The 22,044-nt window shown below is 43.2% G+C and carries 15 protein-coding genes; 3 read left to right on the plus strand and 12 right to left on the minus strand.

Going from position 1 to position 22,044, the window contains the following annotated elements; translation table 11 throughout:
- Positions 1–29: 29 nt before the first annotated feature.
- Positions 30–173: a hypothetical protein gene (locus tag AC2CZC_RS02330; protein WP_155731859.1), complete on the plus strand. Its 144-nt coding sequence runs from the start codon at positions 30–32 to the stop codon at positions 171–173.
- 83 nt (positions 174–256) lie between these two features.
- Here AC2CZC_RS02330 and AC2CZC_RS02335 read toward each other — a convergent pair whose 3' ends face one another.
- The 7 genes from AC2CZC_RS02335 to rppH all read right to left on the minus strand — a co-directional run bounded on the left by AC2CZC_RS02335 (position 257) and on the right by rppH (position 10,485).
- Positions 257–3,418, minus strand: a complete 3,162-nt coding sequence (locus AC2CZC_RS02335) for an efflux RND transporter permease subunit (RefSeq protein ID WP_484583700.1) — start codon at positions 3,416–3,418, stop codon at positions 257–259.
- Between the two features lie 12 nt (positions 3,419–3,430).
- Positions 3,431–5,155, minus strand: coding sequence for an efflux RND transporter periplasmic adaptor subunit (locus tag AC2CZC_RS02340; protein WP_484584830.1), 1,725 nt, complete (start codon positions 5,153–5,155; stop codon positions 3,431–3,433).
- Between the two features lie 94 nt (positions 5,156–5,249).
- On the minus strand, positions 5,250–5,738 hold the full coding sequence (locus AC2CZC_RS02345; protein WP_484583701.1) for a DUF411 domain-containing protein: 489 nt from the start codon (positions 5,736–5,738) through the stop codon (positions 5,250–5,252).
- Positions 5,739–5,877: 139 nt separating this feature from the next.
- Positions 5,878–6,306, minus strand: coding sequence for a hypothetical protein (locus AC2CZC_RS02350; RefSeq protein WP_484583702.1), 429 nt, complete (start codon positions 6,304–6,306; stop codon positions 5,878–5,880).
- A 96-nt stretch (positions 6,307–6,402) separates the two neighbouring features.
- On the minus strand, positions 6,403–7,197 hold the full coding sequence (lgt, locus tag AC2CZC_RS02355; protein WP_484583703.1) for a prolipoprotein diacylglyceryl transferase: 795 nt from the start codon (positions 7,195–7,197) through the stop codon (positions 6,403–6,405).
- Between the two features lie 470 nt (positions 7,198–7,667).
- Positions 7,668–9,953 (minus strand): phosphoenolpyruvate--protein phosphotransferase, encoded by a 2,286-nt coding sequence (gene ptsP / locus AC2CZC_RS02360; RefSeq protein WP_484583704.1) that lies wholly within the window; start codon positions 9,951–9,953, stop codon positions 7,668–7,670.
- 13 nt (positions 9,954–9,966) lie between these two features.
- Complete coding sequence (rppH, locus tag AC2CZC_RS02365) at positions 9,967–10,485, minus strand: RNA pyrophosphohydrolase (protein WP_484583705.1); 519 nt, start codon at positions 10,483–10,485, stop codon at positions 9,967–9,969.
- A 426-nt stretch (positions 10,486–10,911) separates the two neighbouring features.
- Between rppH and mutH the strand changes: the two genes are divergently transcribed.
- Complete coding sequence (gene mutH, locus AC2CZC_RS02370) at positions 10,912–11,586, plus strand: DNA mismatch repair endonuclease MutH (RefSeq protein ID WP_484583706.1); 675 nt, start codon at positions 10,912–10,914, stop codon at positions 11,584–11,586.
- A 70-nt stretch (positions 11,587–11,656) separates the two neighbouring features.
- Here mutH and eno read toward each other — a convergent pair whose 3' ends face one another.
- The 5 genes from eno to rlmD form a co-directional block, all read right to left on the minus strand.
- A complete protein-coding gene (gene eno, locus AC2CZC_RS02375) occupies positions 11,657–12,949 on the minus strand; it encodes a phosphopyruvate hydratase (protein ID WP_039608512.1) in 1,293 nt (430 codons plus the stop codon).
- A gap of 146 nt (positions 12,950–13,095) precedes the next feature.
- Positions 13,096–14,730 (minus strand): CTP synthase, encoded by a 1,635-nt coding sequence (pyrG, locus tag AC2CZC_RS02380; RefSeq protein WP_039608511.1) that lies wholly within the window; start codon positions 14,728–14,730, stop codon positions 13,096–13,098.
- Positions 14,731–14,844: 114 nt separating this feature from the next.
- On the minus strand, positions 14,845–15,624 hold the full coding sequence (gene mazG / locus AC2CZC_RS02385) for a nucleoside triphosphate pyrophosphohydrolase (protein WP_484583707.1): 780 nt from the start codon (positions 15,622–15,624) through the stop codon (positions 14,845–14,847).
- Between the two features lie 9 nt (positions 15,625–15,633).
- Entirely contained in the window at positions 15,634–17,790 is a 2,157-nt protein-coding gene (relA, locus tag AC2CZC_RS02390; RefSeq protein WP_237135291.1) for a GTP diphosphokinase, read from the minus strand.
- Positions 17,791–17,796: 6 nt separating this feature from the next.
- Positions 17,797–19,110 carry a 23S rRNA (uracil(1939)-C(5))-methyltransferase RlmD gene (gene rlmD, locus AC2CZC_RS02395; RefSeq protein ID WP_484583708.1) on the minus strand — a complete coding sequence of 438 codons (1,314 nt, stop codon included), beginning with the start codon at positions 19,108–19,110 and terminating at the stop codon, positions 17,797–17,799.
- A gap of 82 nt (positions 19,111–19,192) precedes the next feature.
- Between rlmD and barA the strand changes: the two genes are divergently transcribed.
- Positions 19,193–21,961: a two-component sensor histidine kinase BarA gene (gene barA / locus AC2CZC_RS02400; protein WP_484583709.1), complete on the plus strand. Its 2,769-nt coding sequence runs from the start codon at positions 19,193–19,195 to the stop codon at positions 21,959–21,961.
- The last annotated feature ends 83 nt before the right edge of the window (positions 21,962–22,044 follow it).

Below are 22,044 nucleotides of genomic sequence, written 5' to 3' on the forward strand. Positions count from 1 at the left end.
AGTTGAAAAAATAATAAATAAGGAAAATCATGAAACTCACTATCAAAAAGAACTCACTCAAAAAATTATCTAACAGCAAAGTACTACAACCAAAGCAGACACACTTGGTCGCTGGTGGTGAACCTGAACTGTGCCCTACAAATGGTCTAAATGCGTGTTTCCAGCAATACTAAACAACACCATTTATAAACTTAACCTATAGTTTGTAAATTATTAAAAAGAAGTAATGCTTGCTAAGCATTACTTCTTGTTTAGATTAGCCTCGGCTAGGCACATCCATTTCAATCTCCTTATTTAACCTCGTCACCTCTTTGCGCTTTATTAAGGAATACAGAGCAGGCAAAACGATTAAAGTTAACACCACAGCACTCGTCATGCCACCAACCAAAGGCGCTGCAATTCGGCTCATCACTTCAGAGCCAGCACCGGCACCGTATAAAATGGGTAGTAACCCGACAATAATGGTCGTCACTGTCATCATAACGGGCCTCACTCTAAGGCCAGCGCCATGTAACAGCGCATTTTGATACTCTTCTAGCGAAATTGAAGCGCCTGTCTGCGAAGCGCGCTCTTTAAGAGACTGGAGAGCTTGGTTTAAATACACCAGCATAATCACCCCAATCTCCACCGCGACACCTGCTAACGCTATAAACCCAACGCCAACAGCCACAGAAAAGTTAAAGCCTTCAAAGTACATCAACCAGATCCCACCAATCATAGCCATTGGCAGTGTCACCATGATCATCAAAACTTCAGTCATGGCTCTGAAATTCAGATATAGCAATATGACAATGATTGCCAACGTTAAAGGCAACACATAAGATAATTTCTCTTGCGCTCTTTGCATATATTCATATTGACCAGCCCAAGAAAGGGAATACCCGGTTGGTAAGTCTAACTCTTGCTCTAAGAAAGCGCGCGCATTGTTCACATAAGAACCGATATCAACACCCTCGATATCAATATAAGTCCAACCATTGAGCCGCGCATTTTCACTTTTGATGCTAGCCGGTCCCGTATCAATATAAATACGAGCAACATCACCAAGGGTGATTTGAGCGCCTGATGGTGTCACCATAGGCAACTTGGCTAATGTCTCTGGGGAGTCTCTATAGTCCTGAGGGTAGCGAATATTCACTGGATATCGCTCTTGACCTTCTATAGTTTGGGTGACAGTTGCTCCACCTATGGCGCTAGCCACGACCTGCTGAATATCAGCTATATTGAGCCCAAAGCGACTGGCCTGTATGCGAGAAATGTCGACTTTAATATAACGGCCTCCAGCAACGCGCTCAGAGTAAACGGAAGCGGTTCCCTCAAGTGCAGGTAAAATTGCCTCAATTTGCTGGCCGATCTCTTGAATGACGTCCAAGTCAGGGCCTGCGACCTTTATACCCACAGACGTTTTGATCCCCGTTGCTAACATATCTATGCGCGTTTTTATCGGCATGACCCAAGCATTCGTTAAGCCGGGGAATTTAACCAAACTATCCAACTCCGCCTTTAAACTTTCTGTTGTAACCCCCTCTCGCCATTGAGATTTTGGCTTTAATTGAATGAAGGTCTCAATCATAGTCAATGGCGCTGGATCGGTTGCCGTTTCTGCACGTCCCACCTTGCCAAATACATTGTTAACCTCAGGCACAGTGCGGATTAACTTATCAGTTTGCTGTAAGAGCTCGCGGGCTTTGGCAATAGAAATACCGGGATACGTAGTAGGCATGTACATCAAGTCGCCTTCATCCAGTGGCGGCATAAATTCACTACCAATCTTATTGACCGGATAAAACCCAGCAACTGTAATGAGTACAGCCAATATAATCGTGCTTTTAGGAAAACGCATTACTTGCTTTAATACAGGCATATACACTGCCGTTAAGACTCGGTTTAACGGGTTTTTCCTCTCGGATATCACCTTGCCACGAATAAAGTACCCCATCAGTACAGGTACCAAAGTAATGGCTAAACCAGCGGATGCCGCCATGGCATAAGTTTTAGTATAAGCAAGAGGTTCAAACATCCTGCCTTCTTGCGCTTCCAAAATAAATACCGGTAAAAATGATACTGTGATGATAAGAAGGCTAAAAAATAACGCTGGTCCGACTTCACAAGCGGCTTTAGTCACAATTTCCCAGCGATTTTCATCCGTCAGTGGCGTTTTTTCCATATGCTTGTGCATATTTTCAATCATCACAATCGCCCCATCTGTCATCGCGCCAATGGCTATTGCAATACCGCCTAACGACATGATATTGGCGTTTATGCCCTGTAAGTGCATGATGATGAATGAGGCTAAAATGCCAAGTGGTAATGAAACAACGGCGACCACCGAAGACCTCAAGTGAAATAAAAACACAACACAGATCACAGCCACCACTAACAGTTCTTCTGCTAGCTTTTGCCATAAGTTATCCACTGCTGCTTCGATTAACTGAGCGCGGTCATATACAGGCACAACCTCAACGCCTTCAGGTAAAGATCCCTTCAAAGAAGCAAGCTTTTCCTTTACCCCTTCAATGGTCGCCTGCGCATTTTCACCGGAGCGCATCACCACAATACCGCCGACCACTTCCCCTTCGCCATTAAGTTCAGCGATACCACGACGCATTTGCGGTCCCAAACGCACATCAGCTACGTTTGCAATGGTCAAAGGCACACCATTTTCACTCACCCCGAGCGGGATCTGGGCAATATCAGACAGCTTATTTATGTAACCTGTTGCCGTTACCATATACTCAGCTTCAGCCATTTCAATTACTGAGGCGCCCATTTCTTGATTACCTTGCTGCAAAGCAATTTTAATCAAGCTTAAAGGAATGCCATAAGCTCTGAGTTTGTCAGGGTCAACTTCCACTTGATACTGTTTAACCATACCCCCGACAGTAGCCACTTCTGACACGCCGGATACCGTCTGTAATTCATACTTTAAAAACCAATCTTGAAGGCTTCGTAGCTGACTCAGGTCATGGCGACCCGTTTTATCTGTCAATGCATAGATATAAATCCAGCCTACGCCAGTAGCGTCCGGTCCAAGCTGCGGCTTTGCAGAACTTGGTAGGTCACTGGCAGCCTGATTCAAATACTCAAGCACACGACTACGTGCCCAGTACATGTCTGTATCATCCTCAAAAATAATGTAGACGTAAGAGTCACCAAAAAACGAAAATCCGCGCACCGTTTTTGCGCCTGGCACTGACAGCATAGCGGTACTCAAGGGAAAAGTGACTTGATCTTGCACCACTTGAGGCGCTTGCCCCGGGTAACTTGTTTTTATAATCACCTGCACATCAGATAAATCGGGAATGGCATCCACTGGGGTTTGCTTTAATGAATACAAGCCGCCAAAAGTTAAAATAACTGTCAGCAACAGTACCAAAAACCGATTGCTTACCGACCACTTGATAATTGATTCAATCACATCGAACTCCTATCAATGGCCTGCATGAGTGTCATGCTCACCGCTGTTAACATCTTTTATGTCAACGATGACTAAATCGTCTCTGACCTCAAAAGTAAACGTAATTTCCTGAGCAACTTTAAAATCTGCTAGTGGTATTGATCCGTCCACCACAAAGTCCATAGTTGCAGCAGCTCTATTCCACTTCTCAATCGCCTCGCGACTGATGTTTACCGTGCGATCACGGTGAGAAACATGATTAATTACGCCTTTGACCGTTGCCGTAGGAATTTGCGGCTCAGCCATAATGTGTATTCCTGTCACCTGATAGCTACCAGACTCAAGCAGTGTCACCTCAAAGTGCAGTGTTTGACCCGCTTTTAATACATCGAGATCAACCTCTTGCCCAACCTCAAAGTCCATCGTCATCTCTGGCCAATTCCATGCATCAACAGGTTCATGTGTCACATTTATTTGTCTGCTTTGCTCTGTTACGCTATGCACTTCACCTTGCATCCACACTGATTTTGGTTTGTCATCGAACGTCATACGCTTAAAATCCGAGCTTTTACTCGACTCTGAGTCAATCAAAAACTGAGCAGACGTCACCACCGCCTCGTCTTCATTTAGCCCTGATATAATTTCAATATGCGTATCATCAATGCGACCAATTTCGACTGCAACCGACTTAAATTGTCCCTCTCCCAATGCTAATACCACTCGATTTTGAGCGCCGGTTCTAATAACGGATCCTTTTGGTACCAACAGTGTATTTTGAGTACGTTCTGGCTTAATCTGTACTCGAGCAAACATATTGGGCTTGAGGGCTTTATCAGTATTCGTAAATTTGAGCCGCACACGCAAGGTGCGGTTTGAGGCATCCAAACTAGGGTAAACATAATCGACCAGCCCTTGCCACGACCTACTCGGTAAATAATCTAACGTCATTAAAACCGGTAGCCCGGCTTTAATAAGACTTGCTTCGCGTTCAAATACCTCAACCTCCACCCAAACATGATCAAGCTGACCTATGCTCATCATCGTCGTACCAGGCTGAACATAATAACCTTCACGGATTTTGAGGTTTTTAACGACACCAGATTGTGGTGTATAAAAGGTGACTGTTTGGCGGACTTGCTTGGTTTTTATCAACTGTTCAATAAAATCGGTCGACATTTTTAACGCGCGTAACCGCTTCGTAGCTGCCTCAATCAATTGTTGATCAGCCTGATTCAACGCGACCAACATCTCTTTTTGTGCATTAACTAACTCAGGTGAGTACAAATCATAAAGGGCCTGCCCTTGTTCAACCTCATCACCTACAGCCTTCACATATAGGTTGTCTACCCAACCATCTACACGAGGGTGAATGTGAACTAATCTATGTTCATCATATTGCACATAACCCACAGTATGAATATCTTGCTGCAATGCGCCTAATGTCACTTTGGCCGTTCTAACCCCAAGGTTATTGACAACATGGGGAGCGATTTTTACCACCCCAGGGCCAAACTTGTCCTCGCCCTGAGACTCTTCATAAACGGGAACAAGGTCCATACCCATTGGCGATTTGCCTGGCTGGTCGCGGCGATAATTCGCATCCATTGGCGCAACCCAGTACAGCGGCTTTTTTTCATCAGCAGCGCTTTCATGGACATCGACCATCGTATGTTGACTATCGCGCAAAGCAACAACACCTGCGCCAATCACAATACCTACAGTCAGAGCTATTATTATTTTTACAACTGACGTACTCATCATATTTTCCCCCAATCCATCAAAGGCATTACTTCATCTGGCTGAAAATTATTGAATACACCAGCAGCCATCAATTGAACAATTAAAACCCACATTAAAATTGCTCCTCATATTTACTAATTTCAGCAAATACTTGGCTACTGCCGTCAGCCATCAACACCAATACTTGATATGGGTGAAAACGCTGACCGACTTCCATGCCTGGGGAGCCAAGTGGCATAGCTGGCACAGATAAACCGATCGCCCCTTTCACCGGTGTAGCTAAAAATTGCTTGATGAATTTCGCGGGTACATGGCCCTCAAAAACATAACCACCACCACTCACACCAGTATGGCAAGACTGATAACGCGGCTTAACGTTTAATTGATTTTTCACACTCCCCAAATCCGGCAAATCATATACTTGATAAGTGATACCTTGTTGAGACAAATGACTTAACCATTTAACACAACACCCACATGTTGGTGTTTTGTATACCTTGAGCTTTGGCTGCTCAACAACTTGTTGTGCTTGAGCTAAATTATGAAAGTTGCATATAGCAACGATGAATAACACATACGTGACAAACTTAAATTTAAACATTCTGGAACTCATTTTTATTTGAAAAATGCCATCGCTGGTGTTTCAAAAGTAATTGAAAATACTTTTTGCACCATAAAACGCGATACAGCGGGATGGCTGAATATTAAAAAACTATTTTTTGGGCACAATAACCCTAGAGTTAGGCCAGAATGGGGGGCTTATAGACAGTGTTTATTAACTGGTTAGGTGAACCAGAATAGGCAGATAAAGGCTTTTCTGTTACCTGTTTAAACGTGGTAAATACGGAAGACTCACTCATGAAAAGAGAAAATGGCGCACATAAGCTTGTTGGACATGCACACTCGGTTTCACAGCAATCCATCTCATGGTGAGACGGCATCGAATGATTCATATCACGGTGCTGATGGTGGTTATCAGAGGCATCATGGCTAGACAAATGCATAGACATCTCAGCTTTTGTCCCTGGCATATCGTGATCACAGATCATCTCTGCTTGCGCAACCGGCTGAAACACAGACATCACAAATACAATAGCAACGAGCAAAAGCTGCAAGGCACTGTATGTTTTCTTTGATGCTGATGAGTAATTCAAGTGTTTCAACTTCATTTAGCGTAATTACTATTACTATAACGCTAAATTGCCCATTAATAAATTGCTGTTTGTGTTTAGCGAAGTAGCCTCTTCGCTAAACACCCAATTAAGCTATGCTGTTTTTGTCGCTTCACGTCGGTGTGCCCACACCATCAAACCAAGACCACCTATGATCATAGGCAGTGATAAGATTTGACCTTGAGAAATCACACCAGCATACAAACCAATATGCGCATCTGGTTCACGGAAGTATTCAATCGCAAACCTAAATGTACCATAACCCAACAAGAACAGACCTGCGATGCTGCCGGCCGGACGAGGCTGCTTACGATACCAAACTAAAATCAAAAATAAGACCAGTCCTTCAAATAAAGCTTCATACAATTGAGACGGGTGTCTTGGTACATTTCCACCTGACGGGAATATAAACGCCCATGGCACATCCGTTTGACGGCCCCAAAGCTCGCCATTTATAAAGTTGCCAATTCGACCGGCTAACAGCCCGACAGGTACCATAGGCACAACAAAATCTCCCACAGCCAAAGGGGATTTATTGGTGCGCCATGCAAAAATGAAAATTGCAGTTATTACACCTAATGCTCCACCATGGAAAGACATCCCCCCTTCCCATACTTTAAACAGCATAAGCGGATCGGATAAAAAGGCAGAGAAATTATAAAACAACACATAACCAACGCGGCCACCTAAAATAACCCCCAGCATACCGTAAAAAAGCAGATCACTGACTTGATCTTTGGTCCATCCCGAATTGGGTTTTTCCGCTTCTTTATTTGCCCACCACATTGCAAATGCAAAGCCTATTAAGTACATAAGGCCGTACCAACGGACACTTAAAGGCCCGACTGAAAAAATAATCGGATCGATTTCCGGAAACTGCAAAGCCATCGCTTTCCCTCAATAAAATAACGTTTTGCTTGTATACATACTCAAGATGAACACAAACACCTTTTTAATTGTTGCTACTGGTCAATTATGTGTGGCTTTCACACTCCGTCATGTTCAAAGCCAAGAAGTCAGTACCATACCAAATAAATCAGTTAAGTAAACATACCTTAAAAGCCTCTTATTAAAAGTTAACTTTTCACTACGGAACATTTTGACAATAGTAAGCCACACACCCCACCTTTAAATTAAATCTTTTAGATTATCACTATCTCAAAGGTTGGTAATAGCACGTGCCATATTTACTTTTAAAGCAGTGCGGGAAAATGGTATGTAAGTGGTCACTTCAATTAAATATTTGAGTGTTATGAGAGGGTATTGAGTTGAGCTTACCGATAGGCAGCTATTAGCAATAAATAAACGAATGTAACACAATAAGTTATAGTCTGAACGTGGATAACTATAACAACAAATTAGAGGTTATCAGTTCCGCTTTGGGTATAAATAATTTCGCTTAGGCCTTGCTCAACAATAAAATCTCTTAAATAGCGGTGTACTTGGATTGCACTGGATGCTTGCAAGCATTGCTCAAGCAATGCCTCCATATCCATTACTTTCAATCGTCTAAGAACCCATTTAACTTTGTTTAATGCTGATACATTCATACTCAACTTGCGATACCCCATCGCGATGAGCAAAATAACCCCTTCAGGTTCAGAGCCCAGCTCGCCGCACAAGCTAAATGGTAACTCTAATGCTTGGCACTCTTTTGCAATACTATTTAACGCTCTCAACACGCTGGGATGATAAGGCTCAAATAATTTAGCCACCCGCGAATTCGCTCTATCTACCGCCAGTAAGTATTGGGTGAGGTCATTACTTCCGACAGAGCAAAAGTCGACTTTATTGGCCCACTCAGGCAACAAAAATATACTGGATGGGACCTCAATCATGACCCCGACTTCAGGTTTGTCTATTTGATAAAACTGATCTGCCCACTCTTCTTGCAGCTCAAAGTAGGCTTGCTCCAACAGCGCTAACGCTTCATCAACCTCTTCCGTGTGGCTGATCATCGGCAACATGATCCGTAAGTTACCTAAACCAGCATTTGCCTTAATCATGGCTTTTAATTGATCAAGAAAAAGTTCAGGATGGTCTAAAGTAATACGAACGCCACGCCAACCTAAAAATGGATTCTCTTCTTCAATATCAAAGTAATCTAAAACTTTATCCCCCCCAATATCCAGTGTTCTCATCACAACAGGTTCAGGGTGATATGATGACAGTACCTCTCTATAACATTGCTCCTGCTCAGCCTGAGATGGAAACTGTCCGCGTTGCATAAACCAAGACTCTGTACGATATAGACCTACACCATCACTAAATTTAGCGCTGACATGCTCTGTAGACAGATCAAGGCCTGCATTTAGCAATAAGCTGATCCGTTCACCGTCCAGAGTAACGGGAGGTAAGTCATGCTCAGCATCAAACTTATCATGTAACTGACTCTCTTTTTGCCGCAGCGCCTCATACTCTTTTTTCAACACTTTAGATGGGGAGATATAGACCTTGCCCGCATAAGCATCCAGAATGATGTGTTTATCTTCAAATTGTAAGAGCGGTAGATTTTCGATACCCCAAATTGCAGGGATCCCCATTGCGCGAGTCAAAATCGAAGCATGGGAGTTCGCTGAGCCGTGCACACTGACCACACCCACTAAGTTTTCCTTAGGCACTTGCGCTAACATCGTGGGTGTCAGAGTTTCAGCCACTAAGATAGTCTGCTCATGGTAGGACTTTGAGACTGATTCAGTACTTACAAGATGATGAAGTACCCGTAGCCCTAAATCTTTTACGTCTACGGCGCGCTCTTTGATATAAGGATCCTGCATTGCTTCAAACTGTGTGACTAAATCTTCTATCACATGTTTCAGTGCCGATTTAGCATCCCACCCAAGTTCCATTTCCTTTGTTACTTGTTGGCCTAGGCTACGCGCATCTAACAGCTGTTGATAAACTTCAAATACCGCTAACGCTTCTTTGGGTAACGTTAAAGAGAGTCGATTAGCTAACACATGGAATTCATGACGCGTTGCCTCAACAGCCTGCTTAAACAGCTTTTTTTGCTCCGAGAGATTATCACTCTGAGAAGATTCAATACTTGAGAAGTCAAGTTTAGGAAGCACCACATAAGCTTTACCCAATGCAATGCCAGGCGTACTTGCGACACCTTTTAATACCGATGTTTTATGATTATTGGCATCTTGTTTAAGTAATGTTTGCAGCTCAACGTGAGCGAGTTGTGAAGCGAGCTGCGCAGACAAAGTGATCAGAAAAGACTCTTCGTCGTTACTAAATTCTCGGGTACTTTTTTGTTGGACAACAATGACACCTAAAACCTTACGCTGGTGGACCACTGGCACTGACAAAAAGGCATTGTACCCTTCTTCTTTCACTTCAGGTGAATGCTTAAAGCGAGGATGAATTTGCGCTTGGGCAATGTTAATCGTTTCTTCGCGCTGTGCAACCAGGCCAACTAAGCCTTCCGTAAAACCAATACGAAATTGCCCCACCGCATCAGGATTAAGACCATCGCTGGCCATTAGAACAAAATTATCCTGACTGTAATCTGCAAAATAAATAGAGCAGCAGTCTGTTTGCATTGCTTTTTTGACCATTGCAACGAAAAGGTTTAGAGCGTCACTTAAATTGTCTTGCTGAGAGACTGATTGAGCTATTGACCTTAACGTTGCTAGCATTTTGACACCCTATTTACCGTTTGCGCCAATGGTCTTTATGATTATGTTCTTTTCGGTTAAAAGGCATAGCAAAAGGTGCAAACTCCTTCATCACTCGACGATAAACATCTCTTTTAAACGAAACAACTTGACGTACTGGATACCAATAACTCACCCAACGCCAATCATCAAACTCAGGATGATGCGTTCTGAGTAGATCTACCTCTTCATCTTTGCATCTTAACTTGAGAAGAAACCACTTTTGCTTTTGACCAATGCAAACTGGGCTTGAGTCTTTGCGGATCAACCTCTTAGGTAGCTTATATCTCAACCAATGCTTTGAGCTCGCGACAATTTCAACGTCCTCAGGCCTAAGCCCTACTTCTTCATGAAGCTCTCTATACATGGTTTGTTCAGGGGTTTCACCTTCATCCACGCCCCCTTGGGGAAACTGCCATGAGTGCTGACCGTAGCGCCTTGCCCAAAAAACTTGCCCTTGGTTGTTACATATGACAATTCCCACATTGGCACGAAATCCTTCGGCATCAATCACCTTAGCGCCTCATTCTTATGTCTATTTTATTTGATTGTTCCATATCTCGATGGCATCAGCAAATATTATTCCTGCTTTTACTCAAGTTACTCACAGCTTGTGCATAAGTCAGAGTAAATAAGTCGATTTTACAAACAAATCCACAAATCCAGTACCAAAAAGCCAACTTCTCCACAGAAACTGTGGATAATATTGTTTATATATCTGTATTTATCCAATTTATTACCAAAAAGGTGATGCACCAAACCATATAAAAACACATAAAACATATATATATCAAAGCATTAAAGTATTCACAGCGCTTTTTTTACTGGATAAAATAGCAACAACATACAACAGTACAAAAAACACTCAACCCAAGTTAATCCACAGCTCCGATAAATTCTGATAAAATCTCAACATCAAAACTACTAAAAGATCCTAAATATGCTTCGACCCTCTCCCCCAACAAGCATTGCTGAATTACTGCTCCGCGTTGAGGCTATCGCAGGGTTAACACTGGGAGAGCTTGCTGCTCAATACCACTTTAAAAGCCCTGATGATTTACTCAGAGAAAAGGGCTGGCCAGGTCAGCTGATTGAATATGTTTTAGGTGCCAGTGCTGGCTCAAAGCCAGTCCCAGACTTTGAACATATCGGTGTAGAGCTCAAAACACTCCCTCTCAGTTATGCTGGAAAACCATTAGAAACCACCTATGTATCAGTCGTGCCGCTAACGAACCTAACCGGGCTTACTTGGCAGAACTCAAGTGTGAAAAAAAAGCTAAACCACGTGCTATGGTTACCAATATTAGCGGAACGTGATATCGCCCCCGTAGACAGAACGGTGGGCAGCGGCTTTTTATGGCAGCCAAACGCAGCGCAAGAAGCGCAGCTGCAACGTGACTGGGAAGAGCAAATTGAATTAATTGCACTCGGTCGGGTAGATGAGATATCAGGCCACCTTGGAGAAGTCATGCAGATCCGACCAAAAGCAGCCAACAGTAAAGCGTTGACTGATGCTATTGGCCCACAAGGCGGATTAGTCAAAACACTGCCCAGAGGGTTTTATTTAAAAACGCAATTTACCCAAAACATACTGGCACAGCATTTTAGTCATTAATTTTCGTAATTAAGCAAGCATAAAAAAAGCCATGCAATTGCATGGCTTTTTAAATTCAAATAAAAGTCGATTACTGACCTTTAATCTCTGAACGACCTTTGTAAACAGCCTTATCACCTAGTGCTTCTTCAATACGTAGTAGCTGGTTGTACTTAGCTACACGATCTGAACGACATAGTGAACCTGTTTTGATTTGACCCGCAGCAGTACCTACAGCTAGATCTGCGATTGTTGCATCTTCAGTTTCACCTGAACGGTGAGAGATAACAGCGGTGAAACCAGCATCTTGTGCCATCTTAATCGCATCAAGCGTCTCTGAAAGAGAACCGATTTGGTTGAACTTGATCAAAATAGAGTTACCGATTTGCTCATCGATACCACGCTTTAAGATTTTCGTGTTAGTTACGAATAAATCGTCGCCTACTAGCTGTACTTTGTCGCCAATCTTATCCGTTAAGATTTTCCAACCATCCCAATCGCTTTCATCTAAACCATCTTCGATAGATACGATAGGATAACGTGCAGCAAGATCTGCTAAGAAGTCTGCAAAGCCTTCTGAATCGAATGCTTTACCTTCACCACTTAGGTCATACTTGCCATCTTTATAGAACTCTGAAGACGCACAATCTAGAGCAAGCGTTACATCTTTGTTCATTTCGTAGCCGGCTGCTGCAACCGCTTCTACGATAACTTCTAGTGCTTCTTCATTTGACTTAAGATCCGGTGCGAAACCACCTTCATCACCTACGGCAGTGTTTAAGCCACGTGCGCTCAGTACTTTTTTCAAGCTGTGGAAAATCTCTGCACCCATACGTAGCGCTTCACGGAAGCTTGATGCGCCCACTGGCTGAACCATGAACTCTTGAATATCAACATTGTTGTCAGCATGCTCACCACCATTGATGATGTTCATCATAGGTACTGGCATAGAGAATTGACCTGCAGTACCGTTAATGTCTGCAATGTGCTCATATAAAGCAACGCCTTTCTCTTGCGCAGCCGCTTTAGCTGTTGCAAGCGATACTGCTAAAATTGCGTTTGCACCTAGCTTTTCTTTATTTTCTGTACCATCTAGGTCAAGCATAATTTGGTCAACTGCACGTTGCTCTAGTGCATTTTGGCCCTCTAGCGCTTGTGCAATTTCTTTATTTACGAAGTTTACTGCGGTTAGTACACCTTTACCCAAGTAACGAGACTTATCACCATCACGTAATTCAAGTGCTTCGCGAGTTCCTGTTGACGCACCTGACGGTGCACATGCGCGGCCCCAAGCACCCGAGTCTAAATGAACATCGGCTTCAACGGTTGGGTTACCACGTGAGTCCATAACTTCACGGCCAATCACTTTTACGATTTTTGACATCTTGATTCCTCTTTTCCCAAAGTGGTGAGTGTTTTTATTTCTGCTTAATTCGCATTGCTATGCAACCGTATTAGTGTGTTTCAGTCACATAGCAATACCATAGGTATTAAAACAAAAAAGCCGTGCACTCGTGCACGGCTTTTCTTTTATGAGTTTTCTTTTTGGTAGCTGAATGCTGCACCAACAAACCCTTCAAATAATGGATGTCCATCACGCGGGGTAGAGGTAAACTCAGGGTGGAATTGAGCCGCAATAAACCAAGGATGATCCTTGTTCTCAATGATCTCCACCAGCTTTTTATCTTCAGATAAGCCAGTGAATGCCAAACCAGCTTGCTCTAGTTTCTCAACAAAGTTGTTGTTCACTTCGTAGCGGTGACGGTGACGCTCGGTAATTTCTGCATTGCCGTATACTTCACGAACCTTTGAACCTTCAGCTAAGTGACAAAGCTGCGCACCTAGACGCATTGTGCCGCCTAAATCAGACTGCTCGGTACGTGTTTCAACATTACCGTCAGCATCAAGCCACTCTGTGATCAGACCAACAACTGGATTAGGTGTATTCGCATCAAACTCTGTTGAGTTTGCGTTTTCAAGACCTGCAACATTACGTGCATACTCAATAAGCGCAACTTGCATACCCAAACAAATGCCTAAATATGGCACTTTGTTTTCACGCGCATATTTAGCAGCTAGGATCTTGCCTTCAACACCACGGTTACCAAACCCACCAGGGACTAGGATCGCATCTAGGTGATCAAGAAGCTCTGTGCCTTTGCTTTCGATATCTTGAGAATCAACGTATTCGATATTTACCGTTACACGGTTTTTCAAACCTGCATGCTTTAACGCTTCGTTGACTGACTTGTATGCATCAGGCAGTTCAATGTACTTACCAACCATACCAATCGTCACTTCACCCGTAGGGTTAGACTCTTGATACAATACCTGCTCCCACTCAGATAAATCTGCTTCAGGGCACTCTAGGTAGAAACGGCGACAAACTAGGTTATCTAGCTCTTGTGATTTTAATAATGCAGGGATCTTATAGATGCTATCTACATCTTGTAGAGAGATAACCGCTTTTTCTTCTACGTTAGTGAAAAGTGCAATTTTTGCTCTTTCATTTGCAGGCAGCTTACAGTTTGAACGACAAACAAGGATATCAGGCTGGATACCGATTGAACGTAATTCTTTAACTGAATGCTGAGTCGGTTTAGTTTTCACTTCACCTGCAGCACCAAGGAAAGGTACTAATGTTAGGTGCATAAACAAAGCGTGCTCACGACCAAGCTCTGTGCCTAACTGACGAATAGCTTCAAGGAATGGCTGTGATTCAATATCACCAACCGTACCACCGATCTCTACGATTGCAATATCGTAGCCTTCAGCGCCTTCAACAACGCGACGCTTAATGTCATTGGTGATATGAGGAATAACTTGGATTGTTGCGCCTAGGTATTCACCTTTACGCTCACGACGTAACACGTCTTCAAATACACGACCTTGCGTAAAGTTATTACGGCTTGTCATTTTGGTGCGAATAAAACGCTCATAGTGACCAAGGTCTAGGTCAGTTTCCGCCCCGTCTTCGGTCACGAAAACTTCACCATGCTGAATTGGGCTCATTGTGCCCGGGTCAACATTGATATAAGGATCCAGCTTAAGAATAGTCACGTTAAGGCCACGTGCCTCTAAAATCGCAGCTAATGATGCAGCTGCAATACCTTTACCCAAGGAGGAAACAACTCCGCCCGTTACGAAGATAAATTTTGTACTCATGCGAACCCTAGAATATCAAGGAAAATGGAATTTAAATAAGAATCAAGACGGGGCGATAGTATAGCAAAAACGTGATTAGCAATCCAGCACAAATTGTCTACTCAAGCAGCGGATTTACTTTGCACGCTTTTTTATCTGCTCCCAAGCCTCATCCATTTGTGCAAGGCTTGCCTCTTCTAAGGTTAAGTTTTGCTTTGCCAAAACCCCTTCAATTTGTACAAAGCGATTGCTAAATTTTCGTGTTGCTTGGCGTAACAGTTGTTCAGGGTCGCGTTTCGTATGACGAATGACATTCACTGTTGCAAACAATAGATCACCTAGCTCTTCTGCGCTGTGCTCAGAATAGGGATCATGCGCTAAGGCTTCTTTCACTTCATCGACCTCTTCTTCAACCTTGTCTAACGCACCTTGATAGTCTGGCCAATCAAACCCTAATGACGCCGCACGCTTTTGAATTTTTTTAGCACGAGTGAGTGCCGGCAGACCTTGCAGCACATCTGCTCCAAATTCGAGTTTTTCTTTACGCTCTGCCTGTTTAATCGCTTCCCACTGTGCATCCAGCTCCTGCTCAGTCAATGACGCTTTTTTATCGAAGACATGGGGATGACGCCTAACCAGTTTGTCATTGAGTCCAGTGACAATGGACTCAAAATCAAATAACCCTGCTTCTTTACCTAGCTGAGCATAGAAGATCACTTGAAATAGCAAGTCTCCCAGTTCATCTTTAAGCGCTACATAATCTTGCTGCTCAATGGCATCCGCTACTTCATGCGCCTCTTCAAGCGTATGAGGCACAATAGAGCTAAAGTCTTGCTGCTTATCCCAATCACACCCTTTTTGTGGGTCGCGAAGCGTGGCCATAACCTCTAGCAATCGATGTATATTGTCACTCATTATTTATTCTCAATGTTGTCGCTTGGCTTCAAACACACCTTCGGTTTGCAGCAATTTAGTCAGTAAGCGATTCGTCGCAGATAAATCACCCACTTCAATTTTCATTGTAAAAATGGCAACCCCTTTTTCATGCTGTGTTTGCACATTCATATTGAGCACATTGACTTTTTCATTCGCTAAAATGGCACTGATATCACGAATAAGGCCCTGCCTGTCATTGGCTTCGATGCGAATGGTTATCTCATAAAATGATTGCACATCTTCAGACCAACTCACGGCAATTTCTCGCTCCGGATGCTGCTGCGTAATATGTGCAAATGAGTCACAATCAGCACGGTGTACCGCGATACCTCGGCCTTGCGTAATGTAGCCCACTATCTCATCACCCGGTACAGGCTGACAACATTTAGCAACATGGCTCAGCAAGCTGCCCACACCTTCAACAACAATCCCGTTTTTATCACCTTTATGTTTTTTACGTGTGCTGAGCTTTAATTTAGGCTCAACCTCAGGCTTATCTTGTATAAAGTTTAAGAACTGATTGATACGCACATCGCCCGCACCAATCGCCACCATCAAATCATCTAGCTCTCTAAAGTTAAAGCGCTCAATAGCTGGCTCTAATTCTTTATAACTGATATCCAGCTTTTGTAAGTGACTATCAAGGATCTCCTTCCCCGCTTGCAGATTTTTATCTCTGTCTTGCTGTTTAAACCAGTGGTGGATTTTACTGCGTGCCCGAGAAGAGTATATATAACCCAAAGATGGATTAAGCCAATCACGGCTGGGTGATGGATTTTTTTGCGTTAAGATCTCTATTTGATCGCCTGTCGACAGCTTATACGTAAACGGGACAATTTTGCCAAACACCTTAGCACCAATGCAGCGATGTCCGACATTTGAGTGAATATAATAAGCAAAGTCCAGCGGTGTTGAGCCCAGTGGCAAATCAAAAATATCTCCCCGCGGTGTAAATACATACACGCGGTCTTCCACGACTTGGTTTTTAAGTTCCTCGGCAAACTCACTACCATCAACCACTTCTTCTTGCCATTGCAGTAGTTTTCTCAACCAACTAATTTTTTGCTCATAACCCGAGCCGCGCCCAGGCAGTGCACCTTCTTTATACATCCAGTGTGCCGCGACCCCCATCTCAGCATCTTTATGCATATCATGAGTACGGATCTGGATTTCGACTGTCTTGCCTTCAGGTCCAAATACAACAGTGTGAATAGACTGATAGCCATTGGGCTTAGGCGTAGCGACATAATCATCGAACTCTTTATTCAGATGACGCCAGTTTGTATGCACAATACCAAGAGCGGCGTAACAGTCCTGCAATTGGTCAACCACGATACGCATAGCGCGGATATCAAATAACTGTTCGAACTCATAATTTTTTTGCGACATCTTTTTATAAATGCTAAAGATGTGCTTTGGACGACCATACACCTCAGCTTTTACATTGGCATCAGCCAGCTTTTGCTGCACAGCTGAGACCATGTCACTCATATACGCTTCTCGCGCAAGGCGTTTATCAGCCAGCTTTTTAGCAATGGTTTTATAGCTGTCAGGATGTAAATAACGAAACGAGAGATCTTCAAGCTCCCACTTTAGTTGGCCAATACCCAGGCGATTCGCCAGCGGGGCAAAAATATTGGCGGTTGTTTTTGCTGCAACTACACGCTCTTCTTCAGACGCGTCTTTCACACTTCGGAGATAGCAGATCTGCTCCGCAAGCTTGATCACCACCGCGCGCACATCTTCTACCATCGCCAATAGCATGCGACGAATTTTATCAATTTGGACATTGCCTTTGCTCTGATGAGCCAAGGTGCTGATTGACGCCATTTGCTCAACGCCCTTAAGCAACAGAGCGATGTTTTCGCCAAGCGCTTTTTCAACCGCTTCAATATCAAGTTGCTGAGCAATAAAATAAGGGGTTAAAAATGCCCCCGCGAGGGATTCTGAGTCAAAATTTAGCTCAGCCAAGATCTCAACCATCTCGATGGCTTTTTCTAACAGATCTTCATTGGTTTCTGCGGGGCACAAAGCGTATGCCTCACTGAGTCGATCGGTTTTATCCTCTGACAGCTTTAACAACGCTAATCGCGCGTCAAAATCTGCTGGCAAAGTGGTATGGTGAGATTGGCGAGTCGCTACCATTATTGACTACCTCCTTTGGAACAACGCCATTGTTTCAATATGTCCGGTGTGTGGGAACATATCCATCAGTGCAACCTTGCTTACAGTAAATCCAGCCTGCAAGATTAACGCGCTATCTCGAGCCAAAGTAACGGGATCGCATGACACATAGAGCACTTGATTAAATTGCCCCAATGGCAATTGCTTTAATACATCGTATGCGCCTGTACGAGAAGGATCTAATACCAAAGTGTCTAGCTCTTGACTAAACCACTGTGCAGAAGCCATTTCTTGCGTCAAATCAAACTGGAAAAACTGTGCATTGTCGATGTTGTTAGTGTGCGCATTTTGCGTCGCCATTGCAACCGAAGAAGCCACTCCCTCGACACCAATTACTTGCTTAGCTTGTTTTGCGAACAATAATGAAAAATTACCAATACCACAAAACAGATCAAGGACCTTTTCCTGTCCTGTTAACTCAAGCCAATTTAGCGCTTGATCTAGCATGGCTGAGTTAACAGCAGCATTCACTTGAATAAAGTTATTCAGTCTAAACTGAAACTCCGTGCCACCAACTTGATACTCAGGTAAGGCAGAATAATATGGATCTTCATTGCCATCATCCCAAACGACTCGCCACCCTCTTTGCTCAAACTGAGTATGTACGCCTTGCTTAACTTCATCGTCAATCGCTTTGGTATGACGTAAAAGAATATACGGGGCGTTATCAGCTTCACATAATTGAATATGGCTGACACTTCGTAACTGTGAATGGCTATTCAATATCTCTCTGAGGTCAACAAAAACGGACTGGTACACCTGAGTTAATACGCCGCAGTCAAGCACATCGACCAATTTCTTTGATTTTGCTGCTCGAAAGCCAAGCTTGAGTACTTTTTCTTTTTTATCAAAATACGTCGCGATGCGGGCAGCTCGACGATAATGCCTGCCGTCACTTTCAATTGGGTTAGCCCATGGTAGTGCATCAGTACCTGAAAACTTGGAAAACAACTTTTCAACTGCAAATTGCTTATGTCCAAGCTGCGCTGATTTGTCTAAATGCTGCAATGAACAGCCGCCACATTGCTGATAGTGAGGGCAAAATGCATCAACGCGCTGCTCACTTGCTGTTAGCACTTTTTCAACCACCCCTTCAAAAAGTTTCGCTTTTTGTTGAGATACCCTAATTTTAACTCGCTCACCAGGCAAAGCGCCTTCAATAAAACCAACTTTACCTTTGTATTTTGCTACACCTCGCCCTTGATGATCGAGTGAGTCAATACCCACTTCCATCACCTCACCTTTGCCAGATGTTTTTTTAGCACGGAAAATTTGTGCCATGTACCGCCCCTTATACATTGCTAAACACCTATGAACTCGCTACTCTAGAGTTCATAATTATCAAAGTTTTATATCGCTCAATATGTCTAAATTAAGCTTACGCGATAGCGTTTTATTGCTTACCCTGATCCCGACGGTGTTAATCGGTTTAATACTTGGGGGCTATTTTACTATAAATCGCTACGTAGAGCTTGAACAAATCCTTAAACAGCAAGGCACCAGTATTGCCAATTCACTGGCGATGACAGTAGAACAGCCCTTGGACTCTAAAGATAAAGCCAAACTCCATAGCATCATTACCAAAGCACACAATCAACACGCGTCGCTCGTTAACAGCATTGCGGTATTTGACTTGCATAATCAGCTCATCATGACCAGTAACTATCATAGTGAATTTAATGATTTGCACTATCGAGGAAATGTTGCAGCACTGCATGCCACGGAAGCCCAAAAATTACGTAACAACTATGTGATTTTTGCGCCAGTTAAGTACTATGGCACCGGTGAAACTTGGCAAGATGCCCATGCAAAAACAATCGCGGTATTAATGGTTGAAATCAGCCAAGACCAAGCCATTATTGGGCAACAAAAAGCTTTATTACTCAGTGGCACAATCATTCTTGCGGCATTATTTTTAAGCGTATTTTTGTCCACTCGCTTAAGTCGCATGTTCTCCACACCGCTCTCTCAATTGCAACTCGCAACTGACAAGCTTATTGAAGGTAAAACGGATATCGGGGTCAGTGAGCAAATGCAAGGCGAGTTTGACATGATGCGACAAGGCCTTGTCACCATCAGTGAAAAAATGGTCGGACAAAGAGATGAAATGCAAAAGCATATTGATCAAGCCACCAGTGACTACCGAGAAACCTTAGAGCAATATGAAACGCAAAATATTCAGCTCAATATCGCTAAAAAAGAAGCACAAGTTGCTAACCGTGTTAAGTCAGACTTCTTGGCAAAAATGAGTCATGAACTCAGAACTCCGCTTAACGGCGTAATTGGTTTTACAAGGCAGCTTTATAAAACACCGCTTAACAAACATCAAAAAGATTATCTGGATACCATCGAGCTCTCTGCAAACAGTTTACTTACTATCATCAGTGATATTTTAGATTTCTCTAAGCTTGAAGCCGGCGCGATGGAGCTGGAAAACATTCAATTCCAACTGCGCGATGCAGTTAATGAAGTGATGACATTGCTAGCACCAAGCGCTTATGAGAAACAACTAGAATTATCAATTGCCGTCAACCGCCAAGTACCTGACAACCTAGTCGGTGATCCCACTCGCTTTAAACAGGTACTCATTAATTTAATCAGTAATGCAATTAAGTTTACTGAAAAGGGCTCAGTTAAAGTTGATATCAGCCACCGGTTAAAAGGAGACTCACAAACTTCTTTACTCGTTTCAGTCAGTGATACTGGCCTCGGTATCGCGCAAGAAAAGCAAGACACCCTATTTACGCCTTTCGCACAAGCAGACACCAGTATCACCCGTAAGTTTGGCGGTACGGGCCTTGGCCTAATCATTACTAAGCATATCGTTGAAGTCATGCAAGGCAGGATCACATTAAACTCAGCGTTAGGTAACGGCTCATGCTTCACATTTAATGCTATTTTTAATCTGCCAAGCCGTTTATTTAATGATGATTTGCCATGTCGACCTTTAGAAAACAAACGTGTTTTGTATTTTGAACCGCAAGAACACACGCGAAATGCTGTCATCGCGCAAATTGAAAGCTGGCATATGCAAGTGACAGTGTGTGATAGCGATGAAGCTTTCTTTACAGCGCTTGAGCAAGAGTTTAGCTATGATATTTGTCTCGTTGGTAATATGGCTACCGTCGACGATATGCAAACCGTTAAAAACTATATCAATCGAGCACGAGAAAAAGCAGATTATTTATATCTGATGGTCAATACCATTTCGCACAACATGCGTGAGTCTTTGATTGGCAGTGGCGCTGACGCCTGCATCAGTAAACCTCTGCATCACAGAAAGTTATGTGAAATGCTCGCAGCGCCTTATCGTTTAGACCACCCGGATCTGTCAATAGAAACGAACACTGCTACTCATTTACCATTAAAAGTACTCATTGCAGATGATAATGATGCCAACTTAAAGCTGCTATATACCCTATTAGAAGAGCAAGTTGAAACCATTGAAACGGCACACAATGGTGCGCAGGCTGTCGGGCTGTGCAAAACACATAAATATGATTTGATATTTATGGATATCCAAATGCCAATTATGGATGGCATAACCGCGTGTAAAAGCATCAAAGAGTCATCTATGAATGATGATACACCTATCATTGCTGTGACTGCGCATGCACTGGCAGGAGAAAAAGAGCAGTTAGTCAAAGATGGGTTTAGCGGCTATATGACAAAACCCATCGATGAAGATATGTTGAAACAGATCATTTGTGACCACAGTGCAACCTCCCCCCTAGAGCGAGAGCAAAAGGAAGAACAAATGGTCAGCAGTGTGGCCCCTTTTGAAAGTCATTTGCTTGATTGGAATCTCGCACTGCAGCGCTCTGGTAACAAACCCCATTTAGCACTTGAAATGTTAAATATGTTGCTGCAAAGCGTACCTGAGACCATAGACCATTTAAACGAAGCCAGTGAACAAGAAGACCCAGAACAGCTATTAAAAATTGTGCACAAATTCCATGGTGCCTGTTGCTATACAGGAGTACCTAAACTAAAAACACTGGCTGAGACCATTGAAACCGCATTGAAACAAGATAAAGGGTTTGACTATGTCGAACCAGAGGTACTTGATCTTATCGATGAACTCACAAATCTAAACCGTGACGCTGAAATAACCGCTTCTTCAAGCTTATAAACAACAAAGGAAACAGATTGCCTTCTGTTTTCTTTGTGCAATAAAAAAGGCGCACATGGCGCCCTTAACATTCCGAAATAAAC

This window comes from Pseudoalteromonas sp. MMG033 (genome assembly GCF_057197785.1).